The organism is Castellaniella denitrificans, from assembly GCF_042653765.1.
GTDB lineage: Bacteria > Pseudomonadota > Gammaproteobacteria > Burkholderiales > Burkholderiaceae_B > Castellaniella > Castellaniella denitrificans.
Genome location: NZ_JBHSEZ010000001.1, coordinates 1060371 through 1077008 on the forward strand (window position 1 = coordinate 1060371; position 16638 = coordinate 1077008).

General features: G+C 70.5%; 11 protein-coding genes. 9 read left to right on the forward strand and 2 right to left on the reverse strand.

From position 1 onward, the window contains the following. Nucleotides 1-4: 4 nt before the first annotated feature. Nucleotides 5-1081: an MBL fold metallo-hydrolase gene (locus tag ACFO27_RS04935; RefSeq protein WP_376816276.1), complete on the reverse strand. Its 1077-nt coding sequence runs from the start codon at nucleotides 1079-1081 to the stop codon at nucleotides 5-7. Nucleotides 1082-1209: 128 nt separating this feature from the next. On the opposite strand from ACFO27_RS04935, the gene ACFO27_RS04940 reads away from it, so the two are divergent. The 8 genes from ACFO27_RS04940 to gluQRS all read left to right on the forward strand — a co-directional run bounded on the left by ACFO27_RS04940 (nucleotide 1210) and on the right by gluQRS (nucleotide 11243). Beyond that, complete coding sequence (locus ACFO27_RS04940; protein ID WP_323030034.1) at nucleotides 1210-1617, forward strand: MerR family transcriptional regulator; 408 nt, start codon at nucleotides 1210-1212, stop codon at nucleotides 1615-1617. Further along, on the forward strand, nucleotides 1614-2792 hold the full coding sequence (locus ACFO27_RS04945) for an isovaleryl-CoA dehydrogenase (RefSeq protein ID WP_376816277.1): 1179 nt from the start codon (nucleotides 1614-1616) through the stop codon (nucleotides 2790-2792). Before ACFO27_RS04940 ends, ACFO27_RS04945 begins: the two co-directional genes overlap by 4 nt. A 34-nt stretch (nucleotides 2793-2826) precedes the next feature. Further along, the gene (gene aceK, locus ACFO27_RS04950) at nucleotides 2827-4689 is read left to right on the forward strand and encodes a bifunctional isocitrate dehydrogenase kinase/phosphatase (protein ID WP_376816278.1); all 1863 of its coding nucleotides are present in this window, start codon (nucleotides 2827-2829) and stop codon (nucleotides 4687-4689) included. 15 nt (nucleotides 4690-4704) lie between these two features. Then, nucleotides 4705-5886 (forward strand): acetyl-CoA C-acyltransferase, encoded by a 1182-nt coding sequence (locus ACFO27_RS04955; RefSeq protein WP_376816279.1) that lies wholly within the window; start codon nucleotides 4705-4707, stop codon nucleotides 5884-5886. Between the two features lie 186 nt (nucleotides 5887-6072). Then, the gene (locus ACFO27_RS04960) at nucleotides 6073-7674 is read left to right on the forward strand and encodes a carboxyl transferase domain-containing protein (protein ID WP_376816280.1); all 1602 of its coding nucleotides are present in this window, start codon (nucleotides 6073-6075) and stop codon (nucleotides 7672-7674) included. 10 nt (nucleotides 7675-7684) lie between these two features. After that, on the forward strand, nucleotides 7685-9706 hold the full coding sequence (locus tag ACFO27_RS04965; RefSeq protein WP_376816281.1) for an acetyl/propionyl/methylcrotonyl-CoA carboxylase subunit alpha: 2022 nt from the start codon (nucleotides 7685-7687) through the stop codon (nucleotides 9704-9706). A 95-nt stretch (nucleotides 9707-9801) separates the two neighbouring features. Further along, entirely contained in the window at nucleotides 9802-10269 is a 468-nt protein-coding gene (locus ACFO27_RS04970; protein WP_376816418.1) for a Smg family protein, read from the forward strand. Nucleotides 10270-10340: 71 nt separating this feature from the next. Further along, nucleotides 10341-11243, forward strand: coding sequence for a tRNA glutamyl-Q(34) synthetase GluQRS (gluQRS, locus tag ACFO27_RS04975; RefSeq protein ID WP_376816419.1), 903 nt, complete (start codon nucleotides 10341-10343; stop codon nucleotides 11241-11243). Nucleotides 11244-11348: 105 nt separating this feature from the next. Here the strand turns inward: gluQRS and ACFO27_RS04980 are convergent, their stop codons facing one another. After that, the gene (locus tag ACFO27_RS04980; protein ID WP_376816282.1) at nucleotides 11349-13856 is read right to left on the reverse strand and encodes a GDYXXLXY domain-containing protein; all 2508 of its coding nucleotides are present in this window, start codon (nucleotides 13854-13856) and stop codon (nucleotides 11349-11351) included. 66 nt (nucleotides 13857-13922) lie between these two features. Here ACFO27_RS04980 and ACFO27_RS04985 point away from each other — a divergent pair, with 66 nt between their 5' ends. Continuing rightward, the gene (locus ACFO27_RS04985) at nucleotides 13923-16607 is read left to right on the forward strand and encodes a DNA topoisomerase III (RefSeq protein ID WP_376816283.1); all 2685 of its coding nucleotides are present in this window, start codon (nucleotides 13923-13925) and stop codon (nucleotides 16605-16607) included. Nucleotides 16608-16638 lie beyond the last annotated feature (31 nt).

A 16638-nucleotide genomic window follows, 5' to 3' on the forward strand; every position in this document is an offset into this window, starting at 1 on the left:
GGACTCAGATTTTCTGGAAACGGTACACCCCGTCTTCGCCCAGGATGCGGCGCAGGGATCCCTGGAAGTATAGGGCGTGCAGGTGGGCGATGGATTCGCCCATGGCGAAGGACAGCTGGTGCATGTCCAGCTTGCGGCGGAACAGCACGGGCAGCAGGTCGTGGGCGCTGCGCGGCTGCGTGCAGGCGGCCAGGACCTCGTCCAGGCGCTCGGCATGGTGCGCCCGCTGCTGGGCGATGCGCCGGTGCAGGCCCCGGAAGGGCCGGCCGTGGGACGGCAGCACCAGGGTGTCCCCGGGCAGGTCGTCGTAGGCGGACAGCGAATCCAGGTACAGGCGCAGGGGATCGGACTCGGGTTCCAGGTCGAACACGCTGACGTTGGTGGAAATGCGTGGCAATACCATGTCGCCCGAGATCAGCGTGCCCAGGTCCGGACACCACAGCGAGACGTGTTCGGGCGCGTGGCCGTAGCCGACGATGACCCGCCAGCCGCGCCCGCCGATGGACACTTCCTGCCCGTGCATCAGGCGGTGGAAGCGGGACGGCATGCCGGGCACCAGGCGGACGTAGTAGTCGTGGCGGGCGCGGATCATGTCCAGCGCCTGCGGATCAGCCAGGCCGTGGCGGGCGAAATGCCGCGCCGCGCCCCCGCCGGACGGACCGCTGCCCTCGGCCGAGGAATCCGCCACCGACGATCCCGACCACAGCCGGGCCACCGCGTAGTCCGTCATGGACATCCACAGCGGCGCCTGCCAGCGCTCGCACAGCCAGTGAGCCAGGCCGACGTGGTCCGGATGCATGTGGGTGACCAGCACGCGCAGCACCGGCAGGCCGTCCAGCGCCTGGGCGAACACGGTTTCCCAGCAGTCGCGGACCTCGGCCCGGTCGATGCCGCAGTCGACCACCGTCCAGCCCTCGCGGCCGTCGACGCGGTCGCGCAGCAGCCACAGGTTGATGTGGTCCAGGGCGAAGGGCAGCGGCATGCGGATCCAGCGCACGTCCGCCGCCACGTCCCGCGCGCGGCCGGCCTCGGGCAGGGCGTCGCCCCAGGGATAATCCAGTTCGTTCTCCAGCGGATTCATGCCGTGTCTCCATGAGGATTCGGGTTTTCTCTCATCATTATGTCAGAGTTTTTGCTTTACGTTAACGTAAACGTAATTCATAATAGGCACTGATTCCACCCCCCCCGTTTCGCGCTTCATCCCACCCCATGAGCCAAGCCACCTGGACGATTTCCGAGCTTGCCCGCGAATTCGGCGTCACGCCGCGCACGATCCGCTTCTACGAGGATCAGGGCATCGTCAGCCCGGCGCGCGAAGGCCGCAACCGCGTCTACGCCCCGCGCGACCGCACGCGGCTCAAGCTCGCCCTGCGCGGGCGGCGGCTGGGACTGCAGCTGTCCGAAATCGTCACCCTGATCGATCTGTACGACCGCGGCGGCGCCAACAGCGAAGCGCAGCTGCGGCAATACGCCGAAGTCCTCGCCAACCACCGCGCAAAGCTGGAACAGCAGCGGCGCGACCTGGACGAGACCCTGAAAGAAATCCGCCGCCAGCAGGCCGAATGCGAAGCGCTGCTGCTGGCGCGCCATCCACGACACCAGGAGACCACCCCATGAACCTGCCCGGCCTGAACTTCGACCTCGGCTCCGACCTCGACATGCTGCGCGAGGCGGTCCGCGACTTCGCCCAAGCCGAGATCGCCCCGCGCGCGGCGGCGGCCGACCGCGACGACCAGTTCCCCATGGACCTGTGGCGCAAGTTCGGCGACCTGGGCCTGCTGGGCGTCACAGTGGCCGAAACCTACGGCGGCGCCAACCTGGGCTACCTGGCGCACATGATCGCGATGGAGGAAATCTCGCGCGCCAGCGCGTCCATCGCCCTGTCCTACGGCGCGCACTCCAATCTGTGCGTCAACCAGATCCACCGCAACGGCACCGAAGCCCAGAAGAAGAAGTACCTGCCCGGTCTGATCTCCGGCGAGCGGATCGGCGCCCTGGCCATGAGCGAACCCGGCGCGGGTTCGGACGTCGTCAGCATGCGGCTGCGCGCCGAGAAGCGCGGCGACCGCTACGTGCTCAACGGCACCAAGATGTGGATCACCAACGGGCCGGACGCCGACACCCTGGTGGTCTACGCCAAGACCACCCCCGATGCCCACCAGCGCGGCATCACCGCCTTCATCGTCGAAAAGACCTTCCCCGGCTTTTCCGTGGCGCAGAAGCTCGACAAGCTGGGCATGCGCGGCTCGCACACCGGCGAGCTGGTGTTCCAGGACTGCGAAGTCCCGGCCGAGAACGTGCTGGGCGAGGTCGACGGCGGGGTCAAGGTCCTGATGAGCGGCCTGGACTACGAACGCGCCGTGCTGGCGGCCGGCCCCCTGGGCATCATGCAGGCGGTCATGGACGTGGTCGTGCCCTATGTGCACGAGCGCAAGCAGTTCGGCCAGTCCATCGGCGAATTCCAGCTGATCCAGGGCAAGCTGGCCGACCTGTACACCACCCTGCAGGCCTGCCGCGCCTACTGCTACGCGGTCGGCAAGAACCTGGACAGGCTGGGCGCCGGCCACGCGCGCCAGGTGCGCAAGGACTGCGCCGGCGTCATCCTGTACTGCGCCGAAAAGGCCACCTGGATGGCCGGCGAGGGCATCCAGATCCTGGGTGGCAACGGCTACATCAACGACTACCCCACCGGCCGCCTGTGGCGCGACGCCAAGCTCTACGAAATCGGCGCCGGCACCAGCGAGATCCGCCGCATGCTGATCGGCCGCGAACTCTTCGGCGAAACCGCCTGAGCCTCGTCCAGAACGAACCGGAAGCCGAACAGCCATGGACGACACCGGCGACCACCGCCGCATTCAACCCGTCGCGCCCCGGGGCCAGTCCCCGGAGGCCGTGGCGCGCATGATCCTGACCGGATTCAACCGCCACTATTCGCTGTTCCGCTACAGCGCGCAGCGGGCCAAGGCCCTGTTCGAATCGGGCGACTGGCACGGCATCCAGCAGCTCTCGCGCGAACGCATCGAATACTACGACACCCGGGTGCGTGAATGCGCGGCGGCCCTGGGCCAGGCGCTGCGCGGCACCACGCGCGCCCACACCGCCCCGGACACGGCCCTGACCGACGAGCAGATCGAGTTCTGGCAGGCCGCCAAGACCAGCTTCATCACGCTGCTGGCCGACCACCGTCAGCCCGAATGCGCCGAAACCTTCTTCAATTCGGTGTCCTGCCGCACCCTGCACCGCAACTACTTCAACAACGACTTCCTGTTCGTGCGCCCGGCGGTGGCGACCGACTACATCGACGGCGAACACCCGTCCTACCGGGCCTACTACCCGCTGACCGAGGGCCTGCTGCCCAGCCTGATCCGCATGGCGGCCGACTTCGGCCTGGCCGCGCCCTACCACGACCTGCCGGCGGACGTGCGGCGCATGGCCCGGATGGGCCTGCGCCACCTCAGCCGCACCCTGCCGCGCGGCCTGGGCAAGCGGCTGGCGCCCGATTGCCAGATCCAGGTGCTCAACACCCTGTTCTTCCGCAACAAGGGCGCCTACATCGTCGGCCGCCTGATCAACCAGGCCGCCATCCACCCGTTCGCGGTGGCGCTGCTGCACACGCCCTCGGGCCACATCCAGTTCGACGCCCTGCTGCACACCAGCGACGACCTGAGCACGCTGTTCAGCTTCACGCGCGCCTATTTCCTGGTCGACATGGAGGCGCCGGCCGCCTACGTGGACTTTCTCTCGTCGCTGTTCCCGCGCAAGCCCAAGGCCGAGATCTACACCACCATCGGCCTGCAGAAACAGGGCAAGACGCTGTTCTACCGCGACTTCCTGCACCACCTGTCGCATTCGCGGGACGCCTTCGACTACGCGCCCGGGATCCAGGGCATGGTGATGACGGTGTTCACGCTGCCGTCCTATCCCTACGTGTTCAAGCTGATCCGCGACCGCATCGCGAAAGACGGCATGGACGAGGAAACCGTGCGCCGCAAATACCAGATGGTGAAAAAGCACGACCGCGTCGGCCGCATGGCCGACACCTGGGAATATTCCCTGGTGGCCCTGCCGCGCAGCCGCTTCTCGCCGCGCCTGCTGGAAGGCCTGCGCCGCGAAGTCCCCAGCCTGCTCGAAGAGACCGACGACCTGGTGGTGCTGCGCCACGTCTACATCGAACGCCGCATGACGCCGCTGAACATCTTCCTGGCCAGCGCCTCCGACGCCGCCCTGGAAGCCGCCGTGCAGCAATACGGCCAGGCCATCCGCGAGCTGGCCGCCGCCAACATCTTCCCCGGCGACATGCTGTACAAGAACTTCGGCGTCACCCGCCTGGGCCGCGTGGTCTTCTACGACTACGACGAGATCCAGCGCATGACCGAAATGCAGTTCCGCCGCATTCCGCCCGCCCCCAACGAAGAGGCCGAGATGTCCGGCGAGCCCTGGTACCCGGTGGGCGCCAACGACGTCTTCCCCGAGGAATTCGAGCGATTCCTGCTGGGCGACCCCCGGGTGCGCGCCGCCTTCCTGAAGCACCACGCGCCGCTTTTGGATGCACAATGGTGGCAGGACTGCCGTACGCGCGCCGCCCAGGGTCGCATCGAGGACATCTTCCCCTACGACCAGTCGCGCAGACTGCAGCCACCGGACGGCCATCCGCGGCCGGCCCGGAGCGAATCAAGGGACACCCCCTGAAAAAGGAGCAACACCATGTCCGAGTCCATCGTCATCGTATCCGCCGCCCGCACCCCCATGGGGGGCATGATGGGCAGCCTTTCCGGCCTGGCCGCGCACGAGCTGGGCGCCACCGCGATCCGGGCCGCCGTCGAGCGTGCCGGCATCGCCGGCGACGCCGTCCAGGAAGTCATCATGGGCAACGTGCTGCAGGCCGGCCAGGGCCAGGCGCCGGCCCGCCAGGCCGCCCTGGGCGCAGGCCTGCCGAAAAGCGTCGCCTGCAGCACCCTGCACAAGGTCTGCGGGTCCGGCCTGAAGGCCGTCATGCTGGCCCACGACATCATCAAGGCGGGTTCCGCCGACGTGGTGGTGGCCGGCGGCCAGGAAAGCATGAGCAACGCCCCCTACCTGCTGCTCAAGGGCCGCCAGGGCTACCGCTACGGCCATTCCACGGTCTACGACCACATGGCCATGGACGGCCTGGAAGACGCCTACCAGCGCGGCACCGCCATGGGCGTGTTCGCCGAGGACTGCGCCTCGAAGTACAGCTTCACGCGCGAGCAGCAGGACGCCTTCTCGCTGGAATCGCTGCGCCGCGCGCGCCAGGCCACCGAGGACGGCAGCTTCAAGTGGGAAATCGCCCCGGTCACGGTCAAGGGCCGCAAGGGCGACACCGTGATCGACACCGACGAGGCCCCCCTCAAGGCCATGCCGGAAAAGATCCCGACGCTCAAGCCCGCCTTCAAGAAGGACGGCACGATCACGGCGGCCAACGCGTCCTCGATCTCCGACGGCGCCTCGGCCCTGGTGGTGATGAGCGCGTCCAAGGCCAAGGAACTCGGCGCCACGCCCCTGGCGCGCATCGTCGCCCATGCCCAGTTCTCGCACGAGCCGCAGTGGTTCACCACCGCCCCGGTCGGCGCCATCCAGAAGCTGCTGGACAAGGCCGGCTGGAAGGCCGGCGACGTCGATCTGTATGAAATCAACGAAGCCTTCGCCGTGGTGACCATGGCGGCCATGGCCGACCTGAAGATTCCACACGACCGCGTCAACGTCCACGGCGGCGCCACCGCCCTGGGCCATCCCATCGGCGCCTCCGGTGCGCGCCTGCTGACCACGCTGATCGGCGCCCTGCGCAAGACCGGCGGCAAGCGCGGCATCGCCTCGCTGTGCATCGGCGGCGGCGAAGCCGTGGCCCTGGCCGTCGAAATGCTGTAAATCCCCCCGCATTCCCCACGGGATGAGTCCGGACACCGAGCAGTCCCTGCGGACTGCTCGGTGCCTGACGAATCGGAGTGCCTTGCAAGGCGCGACGTGGGGAGATGCCACGATTTGAAGCTGGCCCCACAGCCTGACGAATCCGAGCAGCATGCAGGCCTTTTTTCTTTACTTCCAGGAACCGACATGCCGGTCATCGAGTCCCGCATCAACCCACGATCCCAGGAATTCCAGGACAACGCCCGCGTCATGCGGACGCTGGTCGACGATCTGCGCGAGCGCATCGCCCGCACGGCGCAGGGCGGCGGCGAAACCGCCCGCGCCCGGCACCTGGCGCGCGGCAAGCTGCTGCCGCGCGAACGGGTCGAACGCCTGCTCGATCCCGGCACGCCGTTCCTGGAACTGTCGCCGCTGGCGGCGCTCGACGTCTACGACAACGCCTCGCCCGGCGCGGGCCTGATCACCGGCATCGGCCGGGTGGGCGGCACCGAATGCGTGATCGTCTGCAACGACGCCACGGTCAAGGGCGGCACCTACTACCCGCTCACGGTGAAAAAACACCTGCGCGCCCAGGAAATCGCCCAGCAGAACCACCTGCCCTGCATCTACCTGGTCGATTCGGGCGGCGCCAACCTGCCCAACCAGGACGAGGTCTTTCCCGACCGCGACCACTTCGGGCGCATCTTCTACAACCAGGCCGTCATGTCGTCCATGGGCATCGCCCAGCTGGCCGTGGTGATGGGATCCTGCACCGCCGGGGGCGCCTACGTGCCCGCCATGAGCGACGAATCCATCATCGTGCGCAACCAGGGCACGATCTTCCTGGGCGGCCCGCCCCTGGTCAAGGCCGCCACCGGCGAGGAAGTCTCGGCCGAGGACCTGGGCGGCGGCGACGTGCACACCCGCCTGTCGGGCGTGGCCGACCACCTGGCCGAGAACGACACCCATGCGCTGCGCCTGGCGCGCGACGCGGCGGCGCGGCTCAACCGCCCGGCCCCGCCCGCGCCCGGCCCCTGGACCGAGCCCCTGTACGACCCGGCGGAACTGGACGGCATCATTCCCCAGGACACGCGCAAGCCCTACGACGTGCGCGAAGTCATCGCCCGCATCGTCGACGGCTCCGACTTCGAGGAATTCAAGGCGCGCTTCGGCACGACCCTGGTCACCGGCTTCGCGCGCATCTACGGCATGCCGGTGGGCATCATCGCCAACAACGGCATCCTGTTCTCCGAGGCCGCGCAGAAGGGCACGCACTTCATCGAACTGTGCTGCCAGCACAACATCCCCCTGGTCTTCCTGCAGAACATCAGCGGCTTCATGGTGGGCCGCAAATACGAGAACGAGGGCATCGCCCGCCACGGCGCGAAGATGGTCACGGCCGTGTCCACCGCCTCGGTGCCGAAATTCACGGTGCTGATCGGCGGCTCCTTCGGCGCCGGCAACTACGGCATGTGCGGCCGCGCCTTCGGCCCGCGCCTGCTGTTCCTGTGGCCCAACGCGCGCATCTCGGTCATGGGCGGCGAGCAGGCCGCCAGCGTCCTGGCCACCGTGCGGCGCGACAGCATCGAACGCAAGGGCGACGCCTGGTCCGCCGACGAGGAAGAAGCCTTCAAGGCGCCCATCCGCGCCCAGTACGAGCACGAGGGCCATCCCTACTATTCCACCGCGCGGCTGTGGGACGACGGCATCATCGCGCCGTCCGACACGCGGCGGGTGCTGGGCCTGGGCCTGGCCGCCGCCCGTCACGCCCCCGCCGAAGCCACGCGCTTCGGCGTGTTCAGAATGTAAGGAAACCGCCATGTTCGACACCCTCCTGATCGCCAACCGGGGCGAGATCGCCTGCCGCATCGCCGCCACCGCCCGCCGCATGGGCATCCGCACCGTCGCCGTCTATTCCGACGCCGACGCCGACGCCCGCCACGTCCATGCCTGCGACCTGGCCGTGCGCATCGGCGGCCCTGAACCCGCCGCCAGCTACCTGCGCGCCGACGCCATCCTGGACGCCGCCCGCCGCACCGGCGCCCAGGCCGTCCATCCGGGCTACGGCTTCCTGTCGGAGAACGCCGATTTCGCCCGCGCCTGCGCCGACGCCGGCCTGGTCTTCGTCGGCCCGCCCGTGGACGCGATCGCCGCCATGGGCAGCAAGTCCGCCGCCAAGACCCTGATGTCCGGCGCCGACGTGCCCCTGGTGCCCGGCTACCACGGCGAGCGCCAGGAAGCCGGTTTCCTCCAGGAACAGGCCCGCGCCATCGGCTACCCCGTGCTCATCAAGGCCAGCGCGGGCGGCGGCGGCAAGGGCATGCGCATCGTCCACGCCGACGCCGAATTCCAGGCGGCCCTCGCCTCCTGCCAGCGCGAGGCGGCCAGCAGCTTCGGCAACGCCCAGGTCCTGATCGAGCGCTACCTGACCAAGCCGCGCCACATCGAAATCCAGGTCTTCGCCGACACGCACGGCCAGTGCGTGTACCTGTTCGAGCGCGACTGCTCGGTGCAGCGGCGCCACCAGAAGGTCATCGAGGAAGCCCCCGCGCCCGGCATGACGCCGGAACGCCGCGAGGCCATGGGCCGGGCGGCCGTGGCCGCCGCCCAGGCCGTCGGCTACGTCGGCGCCGGCACGGTGGAATTCATCGCCGAGCCCGACGGGCGTTTCTATTTCATGGAAATGAACACCCGGCTGCAAGTCGAACACCCGGTCACCGAGGCCATCACCGGCCAGGACCTGGTGGAATGGCAACTGCGCGTGGCCGCCGGCCAGCCGCTGCCGCTGCGCCAGGACCAGTTGCGCATCCAGGGCCACGCCATCGAGGCGCGCATCTACGCCGAGAACCCGGACAAGGACTTCCTGCCCAGCATCGGCCGCCTGGACGCCCTGCAATGGCCGGCGCACGTGGTCTTCCAGACCGGCCCCGTGCGCGTGGACGGCGGCGTGCGGGAAGGCGACACGATCTCGCCGCACTACGACCCGATGATCGCCAAGCTGATCGTCCACGGCCAGGACCGCGAACAGGCCCGGCGGCGGATGCTGCGCGCGCTGGGCGCGGTGCGCTGCACCGGCGTGCAGACCAACATCGCCTTCCTGGGCCGCCTGATGGACGACCCGGCCTTTGCCGCCGCCGACCTGGACACCGGTCTGATCGAACGCGAGCACGAGCGCCTGTTCCCCGCGCCCCGCGACTGCGGGGACGCCACGCTGGCCCTGGCCGCCGCCAGCCTGCTGCACCATGACGGCCTCGCCCGTCCCGGCGCCCTGGCGGCCGACGCCAGCCCCTGGTGCCAGGCCGACGGCTGGCGCGTGGGCGGCCGCTACGAGCGCGTCCTGGTCCTGAAGGACGCCCGGGGCGAACGCGCCGTGCGCCTGCGCCGCGACGGCCGGGACTGGACCCTGGCGGTGGACGAACGCCCCGCCCAGGCCTTCCACTGGCAGGCCGAGGGCCGCCACCCGGTCCACGTCCGCGTCCGCCTGGGCGACGCCGAGACGCGCGGCGACGTCCACCGCGACGGCCCGCGCCTGGACGTCTTCGCCGACGGCCGGCGCCAGACCCTGGAATGGCACGATCCGCTCGCCCTGGCGGCCGCGTCCGCCGACGACGCGGCCGGCGGCCTGACCGCCCCCATGCCCGGCAAGATCCTGTCGGTCACGGTCGCGGCGGGCGACGCCGTGACGCGCGGCACGCCCCTGATCGTCATGGAGGCCATGAAGATGGAGCACACCATCGAGGCGCCCCACGACGGCACGGTCAAGGAGATCTTCTACGCCGTCGGCGACCAGGTGACCGAAGGCGTGACCCTGATCGACCTGGAAGCCGCCGACGCCGGCTAGGGTCCGTTCCGGGCGGCCGCCCATCCAGCCGCCCGGAACGGTCGCGCCGCCGGAGGAATCCGGTAAACTGGAACGGCAACCGTTCCATGACCGCCATGTACGACATCCTGGTTTACCTGTTCGAGAATTACTACACGCCCCAGGCCTGCCCGCGCGCCGAAGTCCTGGCGAGCAAGCTGGCGGCCGCCGGGTTCGAGCACGAAGACATCGACGACGCGCTCAACTGGCTGCGCGACCTGGCCAGCACCACCGAACGCTGCCTGCCGCTGGCCGTCATGCGCGACGCCCGGCGCGACGCCGCGCGCGTCTACACCAACGAGGAATACGCCTCGCTGGGCACCGAGGCCATCGGCTTCATCAGCTTCCTGGAAAATTCCGGCAGCCTGTCCCCGGTCCTGCGCGAAATCCTGATCGAGGCGGCCCAGGCGGCGGATCACTCCCCCCTGTCCCTCGCCGAGATCAAGGTCCTGGCGCTGATGGTCCTCTGGAGCCAGGAGGCCGAAGTCGACCATCTGGTGTTCGAGGAACTGCTGACCGACGACGAAGGCCGGCTGTCGCACTAGCCGCCGGCCCCCCCGGCCAGGCCGTCCGCGTGTCCCGCCCGCTCCCGCATTCCGCCGCTCCGCCCGTCCCTCTGGACGGAGCCGGGGCCGGCCGCCGCCCCTACGTGGGCCGCTTCGCGCCCAGTCCCAGCGGCCCCCTGCACGCCGGATCGCTGGTCGCCGCCCTGGCCAGCTACCTGGACGCCCGGGCGCACCACGGCCGCTGGCTGCTGCGCATCGAGGACATCGACGAACCCCGCACCGTGCCCGGCGCCGACCGCGTCATCCAGGGGCAACTGGACGCCCTGGGCCTGCGCTGGGACGGAGAGGCGGCCTGGCAGACGCAACGCCATCCCCTGTACGAACAGGCGTTCGTCCGGCTGCGGGCCGCCGGGCGCGTCTACGGCTGCGCCTGCGTCCGGCGCGAACTGCCGCCCGGCCCGTATCCCGGCACCTGCCGGCCGCCGGCCGGCTCGCCGGCTCCCGGCACCCTCGCCGTCCCGGGCATGCGCCCGCCCGCCGCGCGGCGCCCGATCCGCAGCTGGCGCTTCCTCGTCGAGCCCGGCCTGGAAACCTTCACCGACCGCTGGCTGGGGCCGCAATCCCAGGACGTGGCGGCCGAGGTCGGGGACTTCATCGTCCGCCGCGCCGACGGCCTGTGGGCCTACCAGCTGGTCGTGGTGGTGGACGACGGCGACCAGGGCGTCACCGACGTGGTGCGCGGGGCCGACCTGCTGGATTCCACCGCCCGGCAGCGGCAACTGGCCCGCGCCCTGGGCCTGCCCATGCCGCGCGTCCTCCACGTGCCGCTGATCCTGGACGCCGCCGGCCGCAAGCTGTCCAAGCAGAACCACGCGCCCGCGCTGGACGTGTCGCGGCCCCTGGACTGCCTGCAGTCGGCCTGGCGGGCCCTGGGGTTCGCCGCGCTGCCGGCCGCCACGACGCAGGCCTTCTGGCCCGCGGCCATCGCGCAATGGGCGCGGCGATTCGGATGAAACTGGACACGGAGCAGTCCCTGCGGACCGCTCCGCGCCTGACGAATCGGAGCGGCATGCGGGCCGCGGCGTGGACGAGATGCCACCATCTGAAAATGGCACCGGCTACAGCGGCGCCCGTTCCTCGTCCAGCAGTCCGGCCAGCAGGGCGGTGCCGTCCGCCGCCACCCGCAGCGCACCGTAGCGGGCCCCGGCGTAGCGTTCGCCCTGGCCTTCGGGAAAGAACCAACTGCGGGCGCCCCAATCCATCCCATGGTCGCGCCAGCGAAAGGCCAGCGCCACCGCGCCCCCCGCCTGGACTTCGGGCGCCCCGGCCGTCACCGCCGCCAGTTGCCAGACGCCCCGTTCATCGGGCCGCAGCAGCAGCCAGCCCCGGCCGGACGCCTCCAGCGCCGCGCGCACCGGATCCCGCCCGCGCAGCCAGTCCTCCGCCTGGCGGCGCACGGCATAATCCAGGTCCATGTAGTCCCCCTGCATCAGCGAGCGGGGATCCACCGGCGCCAGGGCCAGGACGACCGGCCGCCCCTGGCTCAGGATGGTCTCGTAATGATGCACCCGGGCCTGGACCGCGCCCAGCGCCAGCACGCCGCCCGCCAGCAGCCCGGCGGGCAGGCCCCAATGCCGGCGCACGGCGGGACCGGCCGCCCGCCGCCACGGCGCCCACAGCCACAGGGCTGGCGCGGCCAGCCAGGCGGCCGCCAGGCCCAGCGCCGCCGCCTTGGCGGCCAGGGGACTGGAAGGATCGAAGTAATACAGCGCCAGCCCCGCCAGGCCCAGCAGGACCGACAGCGCCTGCGCCGGCCGGTCGCCCGACCATCGTCCCAGGACGAAACCGGCCAGGGCGACGGAACACAGCGGCGCGCCCATCCACCCCAGGCCCGCCGCGCAGCAGGCCGCCGGCGCTCCCAGGCGCAGCCCGGCGGGCAGGCCCGGCCGATGGGCGGCCATCCAGACTCCCAGCAGCAGCCCGGGCGACACCGCGCAGGCAAGCAGGGCGCCCCGGCCCGGCGACAGCCAGGATCCGGGCGGAATCCGCGCCTCCAGGGACAGCAGGACCGCCAAGCCGGCCGCCGTCGCCAGGGCCGCCCAGGCAAGGGGCCGCCAGAGCGCCCGGCGAGCCACGGCCAGGGACCCGATCCAGGCGGCCGCGCCCAGCGCCAGCAAGGCCGCCAGGCGCCAGGCCAGGCCGGCCGCCCAGGCGGCCTCCGGGCCGCCGCCCCAGCGGAACAGGAAATCCACGGGCATCGTCAGCCAGCATCCCAGCGACAGCGTCAGCCCGGCTGCCGCCAGGCGCACGGGTAACTGGCGCGTCCCCGCATAGGCCGCCACGCCCGCCGCCAGCAGGATCGGCACAGAGGATCCCCGCGCACCCTCGTCGGCCATCAGCCAGGCCCCGCCGGCGCACAGCAGCAGGCCCAGGACCGTCAGTACGCCGCCCACCTCCCGCCAGGTGGCCCCGGCCGCCCGCCGGCCGATCCACAACCCGGGCAGCATCAGCAGCAGGCCGGCACTCAGGGCGTCGGCGGCGGAATCCAGTTCCAGACCGATCGCCACCCAGACGCCCAGCAGCAGCACGACGGGCACCAGGATCCCGATCCGCAGCGCCGTGATGTACCAGGGCGCGTCGTCCGCATCGGCCCTGGCCGCTCCGGGTGTCGAATCCGGATTCGCCGCATCCGCCCGTCCGTCCCCGGCGGACGCTGACACGGCCTCCACGGCCGACGGCACCTCCGCCCGCAAGCGCAGCGCGTGCCGCGCCGCCCACAAGCCCAGGGCCAGCACCAGCAGCGCCAGGCCCAACAAGCCTTCCAGAGAGTCCACATACGGCGCCAGCACGAATCCGACCACTCCAATCCCCGCCAGCAGGGCCAGGGCCGCCACCGCCGGATCGGGCCGCCAGCGGGCATGGACGCCATAGACCGCCAGGACCGGGACCAGGCCCAGCGCCAGGAGACCGGCGTCGCCGGCGCCGTCCAGCACGGCCCCCTGCGCCGCGACGGCGACCGCCCAGGCCAGCGTCGCCGCCGCCAGGGCCCGGCGGATCAGGCGCCAGGGATCCCGCCACACCGGCCGCAGGCACTCGGCCAGCGCCAGCAGGACCCCGTCCAGGCCCAGCAGCCAGGCGCTCGGTGGCACCGGCGCGCCCCACCGCCACCAGGCGGACGGGCTCGTCCCGTCGAGAAACAGCCACAGTGCCAGGTTGAGCAACGCCGCCCACAGCAGCGCCAGGAACCAGGACCGGACCGCCGCCAGCCAGGGCAGGATCAGCACGGCCCAGGCCAGGAACAGTTCCCAGGCGTCGGCGCCCGTTTGATATATTTGACCCACGAGGGCCAGCAAGGCGCCCGTCGCCAGGGCCGCCAGGCCGGCCATCGGTTCCGCCCAGCGATTGCCGCGCCAGGCCAGGCCGGCGGCCAGGACGACGAGCAGGCCCAGCGTCCCCTGGACCCCCGCCAGCCGGGCGTCCGGCGTCATCCGGGGCCAGTTCGCCGCGACCCAGAACACCAGGGCGCCGCCGGCCAGCGCGGCGGCCAGCAACCCGGCGCCCCGGGCCAGGCTCCGGCGCCATCGGGCCGCTTCGGCGGCTTGCGATCCGGGTGCGGCGACTTGCATGGTGTGATGCCCCCTCGTATGATCCGCGCTAATGCGGCCCGAAACACGGGCCGCCACTGGAACCTCATGACCAAAACTCTGATTATTGCCGAAAAGCCCTCCGTCGCCCTGGACATTTCCCGGGCGCTGGGCGGTTTCACCCGTGAAGGCGACTACTTCGAAAGCGAGCAGTACGTGCTGTCCTCCAGCGTCGGCCACCTGCTCGGCCTGGTGGCCCCCAACGACCCGGTGCGCGGCAAATGGAGTTTCACCCACCTGCCGGTCATCCCGCCCCAGTTCGAGCTGGGACCGACCGACAAGCGCTCCGCCGAACGGCTGAAGCTGCTGGTCAGGCTGCTCAAGCGCAAGGACGTCGGCGCCGTCATCAACGCCTGCGACGCGGGCCGCGAGGGCGAGCTGATCTTCCGCTACATCATCCAGTATTCCGGGGTGAAGAAGCCCATCCAGCGCCTGTGGCTGCGGTCCATGACACAGGCCGCCATCCGCGACGCCTTCGCCAACCTGCGCGACGACGCGGCCATGAAGCCGCTGGAAGCCGCCGCCCGCTCCCGCGCCGAGGCCGACTGGCTGGTGGGCATCAACGGCACCCGCGCCATGACGGCCTTCAACAGCAAGGACGGCGGCTTCTTCAAGACCCCGGTGGGCCGCGTCCAGACGCCCACCCTGGCGATCGTGATGGAGCGCGAGGACCGCATCCGCGGCTTCGTGTCGCGCGACTACTGGGAAGTCCACGCCACCTTCGTCGCCGCCGCCGGCCTCTACGAGGGCCGCTGGTTCGACCCGGACTTCAAGAAGAACGAACAGGACACCGAGGCCCGCGATTCGCGCCTGTGGTCCGCATCCGCCGCCCATACCATCGTGGCCGCCTGCCGCGAGCAGCCAGGCAGCGTGACCGAGGAATCCAAGCCCAGCACGCAGATGTCCCCGGCCCTGTTCGACCTGACCACCCTGCAGCGCGAGGCCAACTCGCGCTTCGGCTTTTCCGCCAAGACCACGCTGTCCCTGGCCCAGTCGCTGTACGAGCGCCACAAGGCCCTGACCTACCCGCGTACGGATTCCCGCTACCTGCCCCAGGACTACGTCGGCACCGTGCAGCAGACCATGCGCGTCCTGGCCGACAGCGAATCGGGCGTGGCCCGCTCCGTGCGGCCCCACGCCGCCCAGGTCGTGAAGCAGGACTGGGTCAAGCCCAACCGGCGCATCTTCGACGACAAGAAGATCTCCGACCACTTCGCCATCATCCCCACCCTGCAGGTGCCGCGCGAACTGAGCGACGCCGAATTCAAGATCTACGAGCTGGTGACGCGCCGCTTCCTGGCGGTGTTCTTCCCGGCGGCCGAATTCCGCGTCACGACCCGCATCACCCAGGTCTCGGGCCACCATTTCAAGACCGAGGGCAAGGTGCTGGTGAACCCCGGCTGGCTCGCCATCTACGGCCGCGAAACCCAGGGCGAGGACGCGTCCCTGGTGCCCGTGGCCGACAACGAGCGCGTGCGCACCGAGGACATCGAGGCGCGCGGCCTGGCCACCAAGCCTCCCGCCCGCTTCAACGAAGCCACGCTGCTGTCGGCCATGGAAGGCGCCGGCAAGCTGGTGGACGACGAGGCCCTGCGCGAAGCCATGTCCGAACGCGGCCTGGGCACCCCGGCCACGCGCGCGGCCATCATCGAAGGCCTGCTGAACGAAGGCTACCTGCGCCGCGAAGGCCGCGACCTGATCCCCAGCGCCAAGGCCCGCCAGCTGATGACGCTGCTCTCGGGCCTGGGGGTGAACGAACTGACTTCGCCGGAACTCACCGGCGAATGGGAACACCAGCTCAAGCTCATCGAGCAGCGCAAGCTCGACCGCGAGTCCTTCATGCGCGAGATCGCCCAGATGACCCAGGTGATCGTCAAGCGCGCCAAGGAATACGAGCGCGACACCGTGCCCGGCGACTATGCCACCCTGCAAACCCCCTGCCCGAAATGCGGCGGCGTGGTGAAGGAAAACTACCGCCGCTACGCCTGCACGGCCTGCGATTTCTCCATCGGCAAGCACCCGGGCGGGCGCACCTTCGAGATCGCCGAGGTCGAGGAACTGCTGGAAAAGCGCACGCTGGGTCCACTGACCGGCTTCATCAGCAAGATGGGCCGGCCCTTCGCCGCCGTGCTGCGCATCACCGACGAATACAAGCTGGAATTCGACTTCGGCCAGCGCGAGGACGAGGACGCCGAGCCCGTGGACTTCTCCGGCCACACCCCGCTGGGCGCCTGCCCGAAATGCGGCGGCCGCGTCTTCGAGCACGGCATGAACTACCTTTGCGAACGCGCCGTGGGCCCGGAAAAGGCCTGCGACTTCCGCAGCGGCAAGGTCATCCTGCAGCAGGAAATCCCCGCCGCGCAGATGAGCAAGCTGCTGGCCACCGGCAAGACCGACCTGCTCGACGGCTTCGTGTCCAGCCGCACCAACCGCAAGTTCAAGGCCTTCCTGGTGCGCCAGGCCGACGGCAAGGTCGGCTTCGAATTCGAACCGCGCCCGGCGAAGGCGGGCGCCAAGACCGCGGCAAAGACCGCCCCCGCGACCAAGGCGGCGGCGAAGACGGCGACGAAAACCGCGACCAAAACCGCCGCCAAGCCCGCGACGAAAACGGCCACGAAGACGGCGGCCAAGAAAGCCGCCGTGAAAAAGACCGCCGCGAAGAAGGCCGCCAAGAAAGCCGCGCCCCGCGCCGCCCGGGCCGACGCGCACGAGGACGACGGCCCGGCCTTCTGAACCGCGCGCCGGTCCGGCCGACGTCCCGCCC

What these genes read in the sequence shown, in the direction of transcription:
- ACFO27_RS04960 (WP_376816280.1), top strand. Translation starts at nt 6,073, where the DNA reads ATGCCGGTCATCGAGTCCCGCATCAACCCACGATCCCAGGAATTCCAG.
- aceK (WP_376816278.1), top strand. Translation starts at nt 2,827, where the DNA reads ATGGACGACACCGGCGACCACCGCCGCATTCAACCCGTCGCGCCCCGG.
- ACFO27_RS04965 (WP_376816281.1), top strand. Translation starts at nt 7,685, where the DNA reads ATGTTCGACACCCTCCTGATCGCCAACCGGGGCGAGATCGCCTGCCGC.
- ACFO27_RS04935 (WP_376816276.1), bottom strand. Translation starts at nt 1,081, where the DNA reads ATGAATCCGCTGGAGAACGAACTGGATTATCCCTGGGGCGACGCCCTG.
- ACFO27_RS04940 (WP_323030034.1), top strand. Translation starts at nt 1,210, where the DNA reads ATGAGCCAAGCCACCTGGACGATTTCCGAGCTTGCCCGCGAATTCGGC.
- ACFO27_RS04955 (WP_376816279.1), top strand. Translation starts at nt 4,705, where the DNA reads ATGTCCGAGTCCATCGTCATCGTATCCGCCGCCCGCACCCCCATGGGG.
- ACFO27_RS04945 (WP_376816277.1), top strand. Translation starts at nt 1,614, where the DNA reads ATGAACCTGCCCGGCCTGAACTTCGACCTCGGCTCCGACCTCGACATG.
- ACFO27_RS04970 (WP_376816418.1), top strand. Translation starts at nt 9,802, where the DNA reads ATGTACGACATCCTGGTTTACCTGTTCGAGAATTACTACACGCCCCAG.
- ACFO27_RS04985 (WP_376816283.1), top strand. Translation starts at nt 13,923, where the DNA reads ATGACCAAAACTCTGATTATTGCCGAAAAGCCCTCCGTCGCCCTGGAC.
- ACFO27_RS04980 (WP_376816282.1), bottom strand. Translation starts at nt 13,856, where the DNA reads ATGCAAGTCGCCGCACCCGGATCGCAAGCCGCCGAAGCGGCCCGATGG.